This is a genomic window from Biostraticola tofi (assembly GCF_004343195.1).
GTDB classification, from domain to species: domain Bacteria; phylum Pseudomonadota; class Gammaproteobacteria; order Enterobacterales; family Enterobacteriaceae; genus Biostraticola; species Biostraticola tofi.
The window spans coordinates 225780-241719 of record NZ_SMCR01000001.1 but is presented as its reverse complement, the minus strand read 5'-3'; the positions used below and the strand labels follow the sequence as shown (position 1 = coordinate 241719).

14 protein-coding genes are annotated in these 15940 nt (G+C 56.2%); 6 read left to right on the top strand and 8 right to left on the bottom strand.

Translation table 11 applies throughout. The annotated features are described in order from the left end of the window. Positions 1 to 91: 91 nt before the first annotated feature. Positions 92 to 2398, bottom strand: coding sequence for an FdhF/YdeP family oxidoreductase (locus tag EDC52_RS01065; RefSeq protein WP_131863413.1), 2307 nt, complete (start codon positions 2396 to 2398; stop codon positions 92 to 94). A 252-nt stretch (positions 2399 to 2650) separates the two neighbouring features. On the opposite strand from EDC52_RS01065, the gene EDC52_RS01060 reads away from it, so the two are divergent. Together EDC52_RS01060 and EDC52_RS01055 are read left to right on the top strand one after the other, a co-directional pair. Then, positions 2651 to 4246 (top strand): PTS transporter subunit EIIC, encoded by a 1596-nt coding sequence (locus EDC52_RS01060; RefSeq protein ID WP_131863412.1) that lies wholly within the window; start codon positions 2651 to 2653, stop codon positions 4244 to 4246. Between the two features lie 92 nt (positions 4247 to 4338). Further along, positions 4339 to 5253 carry a LysR family transcriptional regulator gene (locus EDC52_RS01055; RefSeq protein ID WP_131863411.1) on the top strand — a complete coding sequence of 305 codons (915 nt, stop codon included), beginning with the start codon at positions 4339 to 4341 and terminating at the stop codon, positions 5251 to 5253. A gap of 95 nt (positions 5254 to 5348) precedes the next feature. Here the strand turns inward: EDC52_RS01055 and fabI are convergent, their stop codons facing one another. From fabI to pspF, 7 genes are all read right to left on the bottom strand, one after another. Beyond that, the gene (fabI, locus tag EDC52_RS01050; RefSeq protein ID WP_131863410.1) at positions 5349 to 6137 is read right to left on the bottom strand and encodes an enoyl-ACP reductase FabI; all 789 of its coding nucleotides are present in this window, start codon (positions 6135 to 6137) and stop codon (positions 5349 to 5351) included. 124 nt (positions 6138 to 6261) lie between these two features. Then, on the bottom strand, positions 6262 to 7074 hold the full coding sequence (gene sapF / locus EDC52_RS01045) for a putrescine export ABC transporter ATP-binding protein SapF (RefSeq protein WP_131863409.1): 813 nt from the start codon (positions 7072 to 7074) through the stop codon (positions 6262 to 6264). A 2-nt stretch (positions 7075 to 7076) separates the two neighbouring features. Beyond that, the gene (sapD, locus tag EDC52_RS01040; protein WP_131863408.1) at positions 7077 to 8069 is read right to left on the bottom strand and encodes a putrescine export ABC transporter ATP-binding protein SapD; all 993 of its coding nucleotides are present in this window, start codon (positions 8067 to 8069) and stop codon (positions 7077 to 7079) included. Beyond that, complete coding sequence (gene sapC, locus EDC52_RS01035) at positions 8069 to 8959, bottom strand: putrescine export ABC transporter permease SapC (RefSeq protein ID WP_131863407.1); 891 nt, start codon at positions 8957 to 8959, stop codon at positions 8069 to 8071. Before sapC ends, sapD begins: the two co-directional genes overlap by 1 nt. Then, the gene (gene sapB, locus EDC52_RS01030; protein ID WP_131863406.1) at positions 8946 to 9911 is read right to left on the bottom strand and encodes a putrescine export ABC transporter permease SapB; all 966 of its coding nucleotides are present in this window, start codon (positions 9909 to 9911) and stop codon (positions 8946 to 8948) included. Before sapB ends, sapC begins: the two co-directional genes overlap by 14 nt. Next, positions 9908 to 11527, bottom strand: coding sequence for an ABC transporter substrate-binding protein SapA (sapA, locus tag EDC52_RS01025; RefSeq protein WP_407924190.1), 1620 nt, complete (start codon positions 11525 to 11527; stop codon positions 9908 to 9910). The genes sapB and sapA overlap by 4 nt, the downstream gene beginning before the upstream one ends. 348 nt (positions 11528 to 11875) lie before the next feature. Further along, positions 11876 to 12874: a phage shock protein operon transcriptional activator gene (gene pspF, locus EDC52_RS01020; protein WP_131863404.1), complete on the bottom strand. Its 999-nt coding sequence runs from the start codon at positions 12872 to 12874 to the stop codon at positions 11876 to 11878. A gap of 171 nt (positions 12875 to 13045) precedes the next feature. Here pspF and pspA point away from each other — a divergent pair, with 171 nt between their 5' ends. From pspA to EDC52_RS01000, 4 genes are all read left to right on the top strand, one after another. Next, a complete protein-coding gene (pspA, locus tag EDC52_RS01015; RefSeq protein ID WP_131863403.1) occupies positions 13046 to 13711 on the top strand; it encodes a phage shock protein PspA in 666 nt (221 codons plus the stop codon). A 108-nt stretch (positions 13712 to 13819) separates the two neighbouring features. Then, positions 13820 to 14041 carry an envelope stress response membrane protein PspB gene (gene pspB, locus EDC52_RS01010; RefSeq protein ID WP_131864068.1) on the top strand — a complete coding sequence of 74 codons (222 nt, stop codon included), beginning with the start codon at positions 13820 to 13822 and terminating at the stop codon, positions 14039 to 14041. A gap of 1 nt (position 14042) precedes the next feature. Continuing rightward, complete coding sequence (gene pspC / locus EDC52_RS01005; RefSeq protein WP_131863402.1) at positions 14043 to 14402, top strand: envelope stress response membrane protein PspC; 360 nt, start codon at positions 14043 to 14045, stop codon at positions 14400 to 14402. A gap of 371 nt (positions 14403 to 14773) precedes the next feature. Beyond that, positions 14774 to 15928 carry a mandelate racemase family protein gene (locus EDC52_RS01000; RefSeq protein WP_131863401.1) on the top strand — a complete coding sequence of 385 codons (1155 nt, stop codon included), beginning with the start codon at positions 14774 to 14776 and terminating at the stop codon, positions 15926 to 15928. Positions 15929 to 15940: the final 12 nt, after the last annotated feature.

Here is a 15940-nt window from a genome sequence, read left to right as displayed (position 1 = left end):
AGTTTTACGCGATTCAGCCTGCTGCGGCAAGCATCAACCGTCTTTCGGGGAAGAAAAAGCCACCCCGGCAACAGCGGGGCGGCGGGGGAAACTACATTATGCGGTTGTCCTCAACGGCAAGGCTGGGCACCAGCTTGACCGGTACCGATTTGGAGGTCGGCGTATGGGTTTCATCGCCATAGCTGGACAGCGGGACCAGCGGATTGGTTTCCGGATAATAAGCTGCCAGATTGCCTCGTGGAATATCATAGCTGATGGCTTTAAATCCGCTGACCCTGCGGGTCACGCCATCATTCCACAGCGTTTCGATATCCACTTTATCACCGTCGGCCAGGCCAAGGGCCGCTAAATCTTCCGGATGGACAAACACCACTTCCCGCTGGCCATAAACGCCGCGATAGCGATCATCCAGACCATAGATAGTGGTATTGTACTGGTCATGGGAACGCAGCGTCTGCAGGGTAAATGGCGCGGCTTCATCGCCGACCTGCGGGAACAGGACCTCAGGCAGAGCGGCATGGCAAAACTCAGCCTTGCCGCTGGCGGTTGCGAAACGAAGTTCAGCGGCCGCATTGCCAAGATAGAACCCACCCGGTTGTTCGCAGCGTTGATTAAAATCAGTGAAGCCGGGTACGGTAGCGGCGATATGATCGCGAATCAAAGAATAATCGCCGGCCAACTGTTGCCAATCCAGTTTGTCGTTGCCCAGAACGGCGGAAGCGATACCTGCCACGATGGCGGTTTCAGAACGCTGTTCGGTAGAAATCGGCGGGTTGACCCCTTCGGAGGCGTGAACCATGCTGAATGAATCTTCTACGGTGACATATTGATTGCCACTGGCCTGGGTATCGCGCTCGGTACGGCCCAGGGTCGGCAGGATCAGCGCTTCCCGCCCGGTAATCAGATGGCTGCGGTTCAGCTTGGTGCTGATGTGCACCGTCAGCGCACAGCAGCGCAGCGCCTGTTCGGTACGCCAGGTATCCGGCGCCGCCGCCGCCAGGTTGCCACCCAGCGCCAGCAGGACTTTCACTTCGCCCCTGAGCATGGCTTCCAGCGCCTGCACGGTGCTATGGCCTGCCTCGCGCGGCGGGTTGAAGCCATAGTGGCGGGCTAAACGATCTAGCATCGCCTGCGATGGCTTCTCGTCGATGCCCATAGTGCGGTTGCCCTGGACGTTGCTGTGACCGCGTACCGGACAAAGGCCGCTGCCGGGTTTACCCAACTGACCGAACAGCAACTGCAGGTTGGTTATCTCTCTGACGGTGGAGACAGAGTGCTTGTGCTGAGTGATGCCCATCGCCCAGGTGCAGATAACGCGTTCCGCCTGGCGATAGATATCCGCCACTTCGCGCAGTTGCTGCTCTAAAAGCCCCGACTGGTCGACGATCTGTTGCCAGGAGGTGGCATCCACCGCTGCCAGGTAGTCATCAATGCCGTTGGTGTGCGTGGCGATGAACTGATCATCAAACAGGCCTTGTTCGCCTTGCGACAGACGTTGACGGTGCGTTTCAAGCAGTGCTTTGACAATGCCGCGCACCGCCGCCATATCGCCGCCCAGGTTAGGCTGCAGGTAACGGGAGCTGATTCGGCCGGATTTCGGCGTCAGCAGTTCCAGGGGATTCTGCGGATCGGCGAAGCGTTCCAAGCCGCGTTCACGCAGCGTGTTGAAGGTGACGATACGGCAGCCGCGATCGGCGGCATGACGCAGGCTATGAAGCATCCGGGGATGGTTGGTGCCAGGATTCTGGCCGAACACCAGGATGGCATCGGCTTGTTCGAAGTCGTTTAGTCTGATGGTGCCTTTGCCGATACCGATGCTCTGTTTAAGGCCGGTACCGCTGGCTTCGTGGCACATATTGGAACAGTCGGGGAAATTATTGGTGCCGAACATCCGGCCAAAAAGCTGATACAGATAGGAGGCTTCGTTGCTGGCGCGTCCGGACGTATACAGTTCGAGCTGGTCAGGGTTATCCAGCGCTTTCAAATGGCGGGCTATCAGGGCGAACGCCTGCTGCCAGCTGACGACTTCATAATGGTCGGTCTCAGGGTTATAACGCAGCGGCTGGGTTAGTCGGCCCTGGTACTCAAGGAAATAGTCGCTCTGGGCATACAGCCGGGTCACGCTGTTTTGGGCGAAAAAGGCTTCGTCGACCGACTTGCGGGTGGCTTCCCAACTGACGGCTTTGGCGCCGTTTTCGCAGAAGCTGAAGGTGCTGCTGTTGTCATCGCCCCAGGCGCAGCCAGGGCAGTCAAACCCTTTGGACTTGTTAACGCGAAGTAAATTGCGGATATTCTTCAGGGCTTGTTTGCTGTCCAGTACATAACGGGTGGTGGCTTCAAGGGAACCCCAGCCACCGGCCGCGCCAGTATAGGGTTTGATCGCAGGTTTAAATTTCATGATAGTGATTCGCAGCTGAATGATGCAGTGAAATGTTAATTATTTTTTAACGCATTGCTCTATTTGCGTTAAGTCTAATCAGTTAAGCCAAAACCGTCTAATCGAATGCTGTTATCACAAGATAGATGGCAACTATGACGACATTATTTGTGATCATCTTCATAAACCTGTGTATTACCCCCGGCCATTGCCTGTTGAGGCCGCTGGCTGGCCCATACTTAGCCGGTCAATATTTTAAAGGGACCCGCGCTTATGAAAGATTTTGCCAGCAAGATCCATGGGTTTGGTAAGGCATTAATGATGCCGATTTCAGTGATCGCCGCGGCAGGGATATTCCTGGGACTGGCGGCGGCAATGCAAAATCCGGCCATTACCGGGGACGCGTTTGCCGGCCTGAAATACCCGCAATTAGTGATTGGATTTATCAGACAGATAGCCGGCGCTCTATTTGCAAATCTGCCGCTGTTCTTTGCCGTAGCCAGCGCCATCGGCCTTGCCAAGGCGGAAAAACCCACTGCCGCTTTTGCCGCTGTCATTGGTTTTATCGCCATGCATGTCGGCGTCAGCGCCAGTCTCGCGGCACAAAATCTGACGCCTGTGACCACCGCGGCCAACGCGCTGATTGCCGGCGGCATGCCCCAGACTCAAGCAATGATGTACTCGGCTGAGTTTACCCAGACACTGGGCATTTTCACCTATAACATGAGCGTGCTGGGTGGGGTGATTGCCGGTCTGGTCACGGTGATGGTGCATAACCGCTTCTACACCCAGGTGCTGCCGACCGCCATCAGCTTTTTCGGCGGCCGGCGTTTTGTGCCGATTGTAACGGTGGTGGTGCTGCCGCTGGTCGGGGTCGCGCTGTCGATGGTTTGGCCGTCAATTGGCGCCGCCATTGCCTGGGTAGGAGAGCTGATTGGTAAAAGCGGTCAATACGGCGCTTTTCTGTATGGCTTCTTTGAACGGTTGCTTATACCGACCGGCCTGCATCACATCCTCAATGAAACCGTGCGTTTCACCCCCATCGGCGGGGTAGTGACCATCGACAATCAGACGCTGGTAGGGGCGCTGAACATTTTCAATACCTCGCTGACCCATCCCGGCCTGCTGACCGACGAGGTGATTCGCGAAGCGACCCGCTTCCTGGCCCAGGGCAAAATACCGGTAATGATGTTTGGCCTGCCGGCCGCCGCGCTGGCAATGTACCATTGCGCCCGGCCCAAGCACAAAGAACGGGTCAAGGCGCTGGTATTGGCCGGCGGACTGGCCTCCTTTACCACCGGTATCACCGAGCCTCTGGAGTTCTGCTTTATATTTGTCTCGCCGGTGCTGTATCTGTTCCATGCCATTTTAAGCGGTCTGTCGTTTATGCTGATGGATGTGATGCAGCTGATGATCGGCAACGTCCAGGGCGGGGCAATTGATCTGGCAATCTTCGGCATTCTCGGCGGCACGCGCACCCACTGGTGGTATGCGGTGCTGCTCGGCTTAATTTATATACCTGTGTACTATTTCGGCTTTAAATTCATTATATTGCGGATGCGGGTAGAAACCCCGGGACGTGAAAGCGACGAACAGGAAGCGCCGGAACGCCAACCGCAGACCGCCGATGAGCGTACCGGCCACATTATCGCCGGCCTTGGCGGGGCGTCCAATATCAGCGAGGTGGACTGCTGCTTTACCCGACTGCGGGTTAAGGTGAAGGACATGAAACAGGTGATAGATCGTACGCTGATGCTGACCGGTGCCAGCGGCGTCAAACGGGTAAGTGATAATGATATTCAAGTGATTTACGGCCCCCAGGTCGAGAAAATTGCCCAGGATGTCAAAGTTTCTCTCGGCGTCAGTTAATCAGCACCATCAGCCTGCGGCCAGGGACTTGGCGGCCGCAGGCGGGAATTGACATGATATACTGCAGCCCTGGCAGTCGGGCAGAAAAATAAATGGATATAAAACAGTTAATTTACTTGTGTAATCTGGAACGGGAGCGCCACTTTGGCCGCGCTGCCGAAGCCAGCTTCGTCAGTCAGCCGACCCTGTCGATGCGGCTCAAGAACCTGGAGCGCGAGCTGGGCGTTGGCTTGATACACCGAGGCAACAGTTTTCAGGGATTTACCGCCGAGGGCGAGCGAGTGCTGACCTGGGCGCGCGAGATCGTGTCCGTCTACCAAGGGCTGAAGCTGGAAGTTGAATCCCTTAAGCAGGGCATGGTCGGCACCCTGCGGATAGGCATCGTCCCCCAGTGCGCCATATCACTGCCGCTGTTGCTGCAGGCGGCACAAGCGGATTATCCCGATGTGGATTATCAGGTATCCACCCTGAGCGCCGATGCGCTAATGGAAGCCCTGATCAACCACAGCGTTGATCTTGCGCTGGGATTTTTCGACTTGTCACTGCTCAAGGAGCTGCATTACCAGGCGGCGGTGGTGCCGGATCAAGGGATTGACCTGGTGTTTAACCCGGCGCATTTTCCCAACCTTATCGGTGGGTCGGCACTGAGCCTGGAGGCGGTGGCCGAGCTCCCGCTCTGCCTGGCTGAGCCCAGCCGCTATTTCCGTCGGCATCTCGATGAAGGGTTCAGAACCGCCGGCCTGCAATTGCACTGCAAGCTTGAAAGCGCGTCCATTTTTCAATTGCTGCAGGGGGTTTACACCGGCCTGGGATGCGGCATGGTACCCAGAGGCCACCTGCTGCACGCCATGACGCCGGATCTGTGTTTTCGCACTATTGCGCTGTCGCCGATGAAGCGCCAGACCGCCATCGTTATTGCTGAAGCCGGGCGGGCGACGCCGCTGGCCAAAACCCTGTTTGAGTTTGCCGGGCAATGGCTGCTATCCCAAAGCGAATACCGGCCATAAAAAACTGCACCTTACTCCGTTGGATGCCCAACTTTTGGGGTGCAGTCCACGATGGGGGCTTGTTGCCGCCATCAAGACGTTGTGCTAATCGGCAATCAATCCAGATGCAGTTCGTTCATCGCGGCGATATTGAAACCGCCGTCGACATGAACCACTTCACCGGTGATGCCGGAAGACAGGTCTGAACACAGGAACGCAGCGGTATTGCCCACGTCTTCAATGGTGACCACGCGGCGAATCGGCGTAACCGCTTCGCAATGCGACAGCATTTTCTTGAAGTTTTTGATGCCGGAAGCCGCCAGGGTACGAATAGGGCCGGCGGAAATGGCATTGACGCGGATCCCCTGCGGGCCCATGGCGTTGGCCATATAACGGGTATTGGCTTCAAGGGAGGCTTTGGCCAGACCCATGACGTTATAGTTGGGGATAGCGCGCTCGGCACCCAGATAGCTCAGCGTTACCAGGGCTGAGCCCGGATTGAGCAGCTTACGGCTGGCTTTGGCCATGGCCACAAAGCTGTAAGAGCTGATGTCATGAGCGATGCTGAATCCTTCACGGGTCACGGCGTCGACATAATCGCCGTCCAGCTGTTCACCCGGCGCAAAGGCGATGGCGTGAACAAAACCGTCATAGTTCGGCCAGATTTTAGCCAGTTCAGTAAACAGTGCTTCGATGCTGGCATCTTCAGCGACGTCACAGGGCAGCACAATGCTGGATCCCAGTTCGGCGGCAAACCCTTCTACCCGCGTTTTCAGTTTGTCGTTCTGATAAGTGAACGCCAGCTCCGCACCCTCACGGCGCATAGCCTGAGCAATACCGAATGCAATTGAACGGTTGCTGGCGACGCCCGTAACCAGAATGCGTTTACCGGTAAGAAAACCCATAGCATTAATCCTTGTGGTCATTATTACATGCGACTGTTTACGTCATCGTGATGCGCTAACGTCGTCGTTAGAAAACCGCCGCAGTATACCATGAAAAGCAGCGCTGCGAGTAGGGCATGCGGTATCATGGGAGTAAGCCGTCACGACGCCAGGCGTCAGCGGTCAGCGCCTCGCCGAAGTGGCTGGTGATGAGCCGGCGGGTCAAGTCGTGCAGCGGGGCCGCCAGCACATCGGCGGTGCTGCCGCGCTCGACCACTTCTCCGTGCTGCATCACCATGATCTGATCGCTAACGTGCTTCATCATCCCCAGATGCTGGGTGACATAAATATAGGAAATACCGTGCCTGGCCTGCAGTTCAAGCATCAGATTAATGATCTGGGAACGCATCGACATATCCAGTGACGCCAGCGCTTCATCGGCGACAATCACTTTAGGCTGCAGTATCAGCGCTCTGGCAAGGCCGACACGTTGTTTCTGGCCAGGGGCCAGCATATGGGGATAGTAAAAGGCATGGTCTGGGCGCAGGCCCACCTGGCGCAGCGTAAGATCGATAGTGCTGCCGCGTTCCGCCAGCGTCAGGTCGGTATTGAGCCGCAGCGGGACATCCAGCAGCTGTCCCACCTGCTGGCGGGGATTAAGCGAATTGCTGGCATCCTGGAAAATCATCCTGATCCGCTTGCTGCGATAGCGGTAATCACCGAAGGTGAGCAGATGATCATCAATCAACAGATCGCCGGCGGTCGGCTCAATGGTGCCGGCAATCATTTTGGCCAGCGTCGATTTGCCCGAGCCGTTTTCGCCGATGATGGCCAGCGTCTGGCCTTCGCGCAGGGTAAATGAAACCGGCTTGACCGCCTCAACATGCTGGCGTCGAAACAGGCCGGTGCGGTAACGGAAGGTCTTGGTCAGGTTGCGGGCTTCAAGCAGCGTATCCACGGTTATTGCTCCTGCACGTTGAGCGGGAAATGGCAGGCGAACCAGTGGTTCTTGATAGGCTCCAGCGGCGGCATCTGTATGCAGGTCTTCTGAGCATAAGGGCAACGGGGTCCCAGCCGGCAGCCAATCGGTAAATGCTCCAGAGACGGGATACCGCCGGGCAGGGTATTCAACCGGCTTTTTGGCGGCATCGAACGGCCGAAATCCGGAATTGCCCGGATAAGCGCCTGGGTATAGGGATGATGCGGGGTGGCGATCAAATCCTCGCTCTGGGCGCTTTCCACCGTTTGCCCGCAGTAAAGAACATTGATGCGGTCAGCCCATTTACTCATCATCTGCAGGTCATGACTTATCAGCAGAATAGTGGTGTTGTTATTCTGGTTAAGCTTGGCCAGCAGGCGGAAAATCTGCGCCTGGGTGGTGGGCTCCATCGCATTGGTGGGTTCATCGGCAATCAGCAGGCGGGGCTGATTGGCCAGGGCGATGGCGATCATGACCTTCTGGCATTCCCCTTCGGTCAGCTCATAAGGATAGCTGCGCATAATATTTTTGTGGTCTTTAAAGCCGACACGATGCAGCAATTCTATAGCGCGGCGCTTACGCCAGCCCAGCCGCTGCCACCAGTTACCTTTATAGGTCCACCCCGGGATGGCCTGCGATAATTGGCGACCGATGCGCTCGGAAGGATCCAGACAGGATTGGGGCTCTTGGAAGATCATCGACACATTGTGGCCGACCACCCGCCGTCGCTGGCGCGGTGACAGTTTCAGCAGGTCGATATCGTTAAAGCGAAAACGATCGGCGGTGACGCGCCAGTTATCGCGGGTTACTCCGCAGATGGCCTTGGCAATAAGGCTCTTGCCTGAACCCGATTCTCCGACCAGCCCGCGCACTTCCCCCTCAGTCAAGGTAATACTGACATGATCGACTGCCTTGACCGGCCCTTCGGCGGTCATGAACTCAATGGTCAAGTTACGGATATCCAATAACGGCATCAGTCTATTCCCGAGATCATGGCGCGACGGATACCATCGCCCAGTAAATTAACGATAAGGACACTTATCATGATAGCGGCGCCGGGCAACATCACCGTCCAGGGCGCGACATAGACCAACTCCAAGGTATCATCCATCATTGCGCCCCATTCAGGTGAAGGCAACTGGGCGCCCAAATTGAGAAAGCCCAGGGCGGCGATATCCAGAATCGCCATCGACAGGGCACGGGTAAATTCGGCCACCAGGACACTGGCGATGTTGGGCAACACCGCATAGCGCAGAATGTGCGGCATGGTCGCACCATCCATTCGCACTGCCAGGACATATTCCTTCTCCAGTTCATGGTGAACGGCGGTGTAAACGGTGCGGACAATGCGCGGCAACAACGCCAGCCACACCGCCAGCATCGCATGCTCAAGCTTGGGGCCGAGAAATGCCACCACGACAATGGCCAGCAGCAATGAAGGGATCGACAGCAGCGTGTCCAGAATGTGATTTAGCGCCGCGGAACGCAAGCCTTTGGTGATGCCCGCTATCACCCCCAGCGCCAGGCCGAGAGCGGCAGCGGCCAGGGTGACCAGCAGCGCGGAGCCAAACGTCGGTGCGGTCCCAGCCAGCAGCCGGCTTAACACGTCCCGCCCCAGATCGTCGGTACCGAGGAAAAACGACACATCGCCATAGCGTGACCAGGAGGGCGGCAGCAGCTGGTAGCCGAGAAATTGCTGTGACAGGGAATAGGGCGCAATCCAGGAGCCGAACAGGCACAGCAGCACCAGGATGAGAAAACCGTACAGGCCGATCATCGACGTCGCATCATGGTAAAAAATTCGCCAGATGTGCAGCAGCGGGCTGGGCATGCGCTTTTCGCCATAGACATTATCTGAGGGCATATGACTCCTTATGGCGCAGTGGGTTGGCCAGGGCGCCGATGATGTCCGACAGCACATTGATGCACACCACCAGGGCGCCGACCACCATGACGCCGGCCGAAATAGCGGCATAATCCTGCTGGCGAATAGCGATAACCAGCCAGCGGCCGAGACCGGGCCAGCTAAAGACCATTTCGGTTATCATGGCAAGCGTCAGCATCGTGGAAAACTGCAGCCCCAGTTTGGGGATAACCGGCGGCAGCGCATTATGCAGCACATGGCGGCGAATGATCGTCAGCGGCGACAGGCCGCGGGTCGCCGCGGCTTTGATATAGTTCTGGCCCACCACGTCGCTGGTACTGACGCGCATCAGGCGAATCACTTCGGTGGTCGGTGCCACCGCCAGGGCGGTGATCGGCAGCACCATATGGCTAAGGGCGCTGGTAATCATCTCCTGACGATAGGCTGAGTCGGAAAGCCAGGCATCGATCAAGGCAAGCCCGGTGACCGGTTTCACCTGATAAAGCAAATCGAAACGGCCGGCCACCGGTAGCCATCCCAGGTGCAGGGCGAAATAAAGCGTCAGCAGCAGTGCCAACCAGAATACCGGCATCGACAAACCGATAAGGGCAAACCAGCTAATGGTGATGTCCTGCCATTTGTTGCGCATGATGCCGGCGACGATACCCAGCGGGATACCGATGGTAAGGGCCAGGACAAACGCCAGTACGCAAAGCTCCATGGTGGCCGGGAACACCTCTTTCAACTGCTGGTTGATCGGCTGGCCATCAATGCTCGACACGCCGAAATTCCACTGCATCAGGCTTTGCAGGTAATACGCATAGGCATCCCCGAGCGAGGCGCCGCCGAGCGGAGCGTGGGGAGTGAAGTAGCTCAGGCTGAAACCGACCAGCGTCAAGGCAAAAAGCGTGATGACCAGCAGCAGTAGCCGGCGCAGAGTAAAGATAATCATGGCTGGGACTCCGGTTTCGCATCGCGGGATACCCCGGCGAAAGACGCGTTGCCGAACGGGCTCAGCACCAGGCCTTTGATATCGTAGCGATAGGCCTGCAGACGCAGAGACGATGCCAGCGGCAGCACCGGGAGTTGATCGGCCAGCATGTTCTGCGCCTGCCGATAGGTTTCCATCCTGCCGGCCAATTGCTGGGACAGCAGCGCAGTTTGCAGCAGTTGGTCGAACTCAGGATTGCACCAATGGGCATAATTGGTCTGCGAACGTAATGCCGCGCAGCTCAGCAGCGGCCGGAAAAAACTGTCCGGGTCATTGCTGTCCGTCGACCAGCCGGCCAGAGTAAGATCGTGGTTCATCGCCGTCAGCCGGGCCTCTTGAAACCGGCCTTCCACCGGGCGGATCGTGAGCGTAATCCCCACCTGGGCCAGATCGGCCTGCAGCAGCTCAGCGGTTTTGAGCGGGCTGGGATTATAGGACTGCGATGCGGTCGGCACCAGCAGCGTAAGCTGCAGCTTGTCCTGGCCGAGAGAGTGAAGGATCTCACGGGCTTTGGTCGGATTGTACTCGGTTACCTGGGCATCATTATCGTAGGCCCAGGAAGCACGCGGCAGGATAGAGGCCGCGGTCTCGGCGGTGCCGTAATAGATTGACTGCATCAGCCTCGGGTTGTTGATCGACAGGGCGATGGCATGACGTACCCGGACATCGTCCAGCGGTGGCTTGCGGGTATTGAACGCCAGGTAGGCAATGTTCATGCCCGGTCGCAGCGTCAGCCGCAGGCGGGGATCATCGCGTAATATTGACAACTGGCTGGCGGCGGGATAAGCCAGCACATCGCATTCGCCGGTCAGCAGTCGGGACAGCCGGCCGATGCCGCCGCTGCCCATATCCACTACCACCTGATGCATTCGCGGAATTCCCTTCCAGTAGTGGGGATGGCGTGTCAGACGGATAAACTCGCCCGCCCGGTATTCGTTCAACATGAATGGACCGGTGCCTACCGGCTCGCGGTCCATTTTTTCCTGATGGTCCGCCGCCGCAAGCCGGGCGGCATATTCCGCCGACAGCACCGGCGCATAGTGGGTGGCGATATGCCAAAGGAACGAGGCATCAGGCGCTTTGAGGCGGATCTCCACGGTATCATTATCCAGCTTGCGCACGCTCTGCACCGATTCCGGAAACTGCAGACTGTCGAAGTAGGGATAGCTGCCGCCGTTGACCGCATGCCAGGGATGCTTGGCGTCGAACATGCGGGCAAAGCTGAATACCACGTCGTCCGCATTCAGCGTCCGGGTAGGGGTAAACCACGCGGTATGCTGAAACGCTACGTTTTTCCGCAGATGGAAACGATAGGTCGCGCCGTTATCCAGCACTTGCCAGCTTTCAGCCAGCTCGGGGATCAGTCGGTAAGTATAGGGGTCCACGTCCAGCAGACGATCATAAAGCTGGGCCGAGAGGGTATCTACCGTCAGGCCACTACTGGCCATCTGCGGATTGAAGGTATTGAGTACGCCGCTGACGCAATAAATAAAACCGGTCGCGCGGATATTTCCGGGTGCCGCAGCAGCAGGAGCGGCGGCAGCACCGAGCGCCAGTACTGCCGTCAATGTCACCATCAGCGGACGTATGAATGAATAGCTATTTTTTTGCATAAACAACTGAGTTCCTGCCGGGCAATCGTGCCAGTCTACCTTAGTCTCGTGGCTCACCCAATTCGCCGCAGAGAATATTGGCCCGGTTTGCGGTTATAAAAATCAAACCGGCGAAAAGAACCACAATGTTAGTGTGGTAATGAGAACCATTCTCAATAAAACGCTTTACAGAGTGTATTGAGAACCATTATCATAGCTGTGCCGATGACCAGGAAGACGGGGTTCCTCCTGGTCAGAAGCACGACATTGCTCACATTGCTTCCAATAGTATTTACGGTCGGCTAGTTTGCCGGCCTTTTTTTTGCCCTGAATTCACTCAGGAAAAGATTGCGGGCCTTTCAAGGCATGCTTTTTCATCATGCCTCGTAATTGATGATAGGTCAGACCCAGCAAATCCGCAGCCTGGCGTTGATTAAAACGCGCCCGCGCCAACGCCTGTTCGAGCCACGTCTTTTCCTGCTGGTCCAGCCAGGCCCTGAGATCGAGCGGCAGGCTGGCTGCAGTATGCTGTGTTTCAGGTAACGTCGGCTGCTGATATACCTGCTCGAAAGGATTGAGAACAATATCGTCCAGGGGATGATCGCTGCTGTTGTGGCGATAAATTGAGCGCTCAACCACATTTTTAAGTTCACGCACATTGCCCGGCCAGCTATAAGTGAGCAGCGTGGCGGTGGCCTGTGCGCTGAATCCGGAAAAAAGCGGTAGCTCCAGCTCTCGGCACATCTGGATAGCGAAGTGTTCGGCCATCACCATGATGTCTTGCTGGCGCTCCCGTAGCGGAGGCAGGGCAACCACATCGAATGCCAACCGATCCAGCAGATCGGCTCTGAACAGGCCGGCGCTCGCCAGCGCCGGCAAGTCGGCATTGGTGGCGCATACCAGCCTGACATCCACCTGCAGTGGTTGACTGCCGCCCACTCGCTCAAGTTCGCCGTACTCGATGACCCGCAGCAACTTTTCCTGCACCAGCATCGGTGCAGTGGCGAGTTCATCCAGGAACAGTGTGCCGCCATCGGCACGTTCAAATCGACCTTGATGGCGTTTCTGCGCCCCGGTGAAGGCACCGGCCTCGTGGCCGAATAATTCAGAATCCAGCAGATTATCATTGAGGGCGGCACAGTTCAGTGAGATAAACGGCCCCTGCCAACGGGGCGACAGATAATGCAGCCGACGGGCGATCATCTCTTTACCGGTGCCGCGCTCGCCAATCACCAGCACCGGTTTGACCAGTTTAGCCAGCCGTGATACCTGCTCGAGCATCTCGAGGAAATTGTTGGCCTGACCGAGCAAATTTTCGTGTGATGCAGACATGGTCAATTTCGCTAAAAGGTAGTGGTATTTATCACTATACATCAAGCCCATAACAGATCAATAAATTAAATCGCTAAAAATCAGTCAATTACAATAATTAAAAAGTTGGCACGATTCCTGTATTAACACCCTGTAGTCTTTTTTAATTACCCTTATGATGAGGAAGTTGACATGGGCATTTTTTCTCGCTTTACCGATATTGTGAACGCCAACATCAATTCCCTGCTGGATAAAGCAGAGGATCCTCAGAAGCTGGTCAGGTTGATGATCCAGGAAATGGAAGACACCCTGGTGGAAGTCCGTACCACTTCTGCCCAGGCGCTGGCGGAAAAGAAGCAGCTCATTCGCCGGATTGAGCAGTCCGAACAACAGCAGACCGACTGGCAGCAGAAAGCCGAACTGGCGATCAGTAAAAATAAAGAAGATCTGGCTCGGGCCGCTCTTATCGAGAAACAACGGTTCGTAAAGCTTATTGCTTCCCTGGGTCAGGAAGTCGTCGCCATTGAAGAAACCCTCTCCCGCATGCATCATGAAATTGGTGAGCTGGAAAGTAAACTGGCTGAAACCCGCGCCCGTCAGCAGGCATTGACGTTGCGCCATCAGGCCGCCTCTTCCTCTCGCGATATTCGTCGCCAGCTGGATACCGGTAAACTGGATCAGGCGATGGCCCGTTTCGAACAGTTTGAACGCCGCATCGATCATATGGAAGCGGAAGGGGAAGCGGTGGCTTTCGGCAAGAAAAAATCGCTCGAGCAGGAATTTGCCGAACTGTCAGCCGATGATGAAATCAGCGAGCAACTGGCGGCGTTGAAGAATAAAATGAATCTTGATAAATAACGATAACGCAACAGGTGATACCCCGGTTATGGCAACCAAAGGCATCAGGCCGATTCCTGTCATTGGTTAACCGTTACCTCACCAGATAAAGGAGAAATTATGGTGGCCCTGTCAATTGTGCTTGCCATACCGCTGACTATATTCATCCTGTTTGTCGCACCGGTGTGGCTATGGCTGCATTATAGCCAACGTCGTCAGCAGGGTTCCCGTATGAACCCGCAGGATACCCGGCGATTGGCGCAGCTGACCGAAGATGCCGGCCGGATGCAGGCCAGGATCCGCGCCCTGGAAGATATCCTGGATGCAGAACACCCGAACTGGAGACAATAAGATGAAGACGATGTCATCGCGTAAAATCTATCTTCGTCCCGATGAGGCCATGTTCAAGGGAGTGTGCGCCGGCATTGCGCAGTACCTGGATGTGCCGGTCAAGCTGGTTCGCATCATCACCGTCCTGTCGATGTTGTTCGGCCTGTTCATGATTACGCTGGTCGCCTACGCCATACTGGCATACTGGCTGGAACCTGCGCCGGCAGGGGAAGAACAGACCTCTGCCAGCCAGCTTACTCCGGCGCAGCAGCTTGAAAGGGCTGAACTGCAGATGGGAGAAAGCGAACAGCAGTTGCGTCAGCTGGAACGCTATGTGACGTCGGATACGTTCACTGTGCAGAACAGGTTTCGTCAGCTCTGACCCACTGGCTGCGGCGTGCGGTTAAACGCTGGGGCTGCTTCTCTCCATAACGCCCCTTAGGGCTCATTTTTATCAACCGGTGGTGGGTTCAGGCGGCAATGCCTGAACTGCCGCCGGTTTTTTTGTAGCTGATCAAGATCACATCTCGACATCACTTCGTGATTACCTTCACAACCTCTAGTGCGTATGCCTGAAAATTAGTGGCATTTTCCAGTTTATTACACCAATTTGCCTAGTGACGCCCCTCCAATTGCCCTCCTAGAATGTAAAAGTGAAATAACATTTTGTTTTTAATAACACTATATTTCACCGGCATTCTTGGCTCGATTTATGACCTTTGACAACACTAACGTATACAGGACAGGTAAGACGTGAAAATAACTTCTGTAGATGTGACCGTATTTACGTACCCTACGCGACGCGTTTCCGACAGCGCTGGACATTCCCATCCTGGTGAAGAAAGCCAGGCCAAAATGGCGATGCTGACCATCGCCACCGATGAAGGCGACAAAGGCTACGCGTTCGCGCCGCCAGAGGTGATCCGCCCCTATATCGTCAATAGCTTCTTTCGCAAAGTGCTTATCGGTCAGGATCCGTTCGATCGTGAGCGTCTGTGGAATGACCTGGTCCATTGGCAGCGGGGTAGCGCCCATCAATTGTCCGACCGCGCCCTGGCATTTGCGGAACAAGCACTGTGGGATCTGGCGGGCCGTAAACTCAATATGCCGGTGTATAAATTATTGGGCGGTTACCGCGACAAAGTGCCGGCCTACGGCAGCACTATGTGTGGCGATGAATTGAGCGGAGGCCTTTCTACGCCTGAAGAGTATGGCCAGTTTGCCGAGAAACTGGTGGCGCGTGGCTACAAGGCGATAAAACTGCACACCTGGATGCCGCCGGTATCTTTTGCCCCCAGCACCACAATGGATATCCGCGCCTGTGCCGCGGTGCGTGAAGCGGTCGGTCCCGATATCGCCCTGATGCTGGACGGTTATCATTGGTACAGCCGCAGCGATGCGCTGACCATCGGTCGTGCGCTGGAAAAACTCGATTTCACCTGGTTTGAAGAGCCGATGGAAGAGCAGAGTATGTCCTCCTATGTCTGGCTTGCGGAAAACCTGTCCATCGATGTCATCGGACCGGAAAGCCTCAGCGGAAAACACTATAGCCGCGCTGATTGGGTCAAGGCCGGCGCCTGCGACATCCTGCGAGCCGGTGTGGCTGGCGTGGGCGGTATCGGACCCTGCATGAAAGTCGTTCACTTGGCGGAATCCTTCGGCATGGATTGTGAAGTGCACGGTAACGGAGCCCCCAATCTGGCGGTGGTCGGCGCCATTCGCAACTGCCGTTGGTATGAGCGAGGGCTGCTGCACCCGTTCCTCGATTATGACGAAGCCCCGGCTTATCTGAACCAGATAGTCGATCCGATGGACGCTGACGGCCTGGTGTCGTTGCCGACATTACCCGGCTTGGGTGAGGACATTAATTTCAGCTACATCGAAGCGCATACCGTAAGCCGGGATTAAGCCGGCGGTAAC

Excerpts from the sequence above, each read along its gene's own strand:
- sapB (WP_131863406.1), bottom strand. The coding sequence starts at position 9,911 with ATGATTATCTTTACTCTGCGCCGGCTACTGCTGCTGGTCATCACGCTT.
- pspF (WP_131863404.1), bottom strand. The coding sequence starts at position 12,874 with ATGTCTGCATCACACGAAAATTTGCTCGGTCAGGCCAACAATTTCCTC.
- EDC52_RS01060 (WP_131863412.1), top strand. The coding sequence starts at position 2,651 with ATGAAAGATTTTGCCAGCAAGATCCATGGGTTTGGTAAGGCATTAATG.
- fabI (WP_131863410.1), bottom strand. The coding sequence starts at position 6,137 with ATGGGTTTTCTTACCGGTAAACGCATTCTGGTTACGGGCGTCGCCAGC.
- sapC (WP_131863407.1), bottom strand. The coding sequence starts at position 8,959 with ATGCCCTCAGATAATGTCTATGGCGAAAAGCGCATGCCCAGCCCGCTG.
- sapA (WP_407924190.1), bottom strand. The coding sequence starts at position 11,527 with ATGGTGACATTGACGGCAGTACTGGCGCTCGGTGCTGCCGCCGCTCCT.
- pspA (WP_131863403.1), top strand. The coding sequence starts at position 13,046 with ATGGGCATTTTTTCTCGCTTTACCGATATTGTGAACGCCAACATCAAT.
- EDC52_RS01065 (WP_131863413.1), bottom strand. The coding sequence starts at position 2,398 with ATGAAATTTAAACCTGCGATCAAACCCTATACTGGCGCGGCCGGTGGC.
- EDC52_RS01055 (WP_131863411.1), top strand. The coding sequence starts at position 4,339 with ATGGATATAAAACAGTTAATTTACTTGTGTAATCTGGAACGGGAGCGC.
- sapD (WP_131863408.1), bottom strand. The coding sequence starts at position 8,069 with ATGCCGTTATTGGATATCCGTAACTTGACCATTGAGTTCATGACCGCC.
- pspC (WP_131863402.1), top strand. The coding sequence starts at position 14,043 with ATGAAGACGATGTCATCGCGTAAAATCTATCTTCGTCCCGATGAGGCC.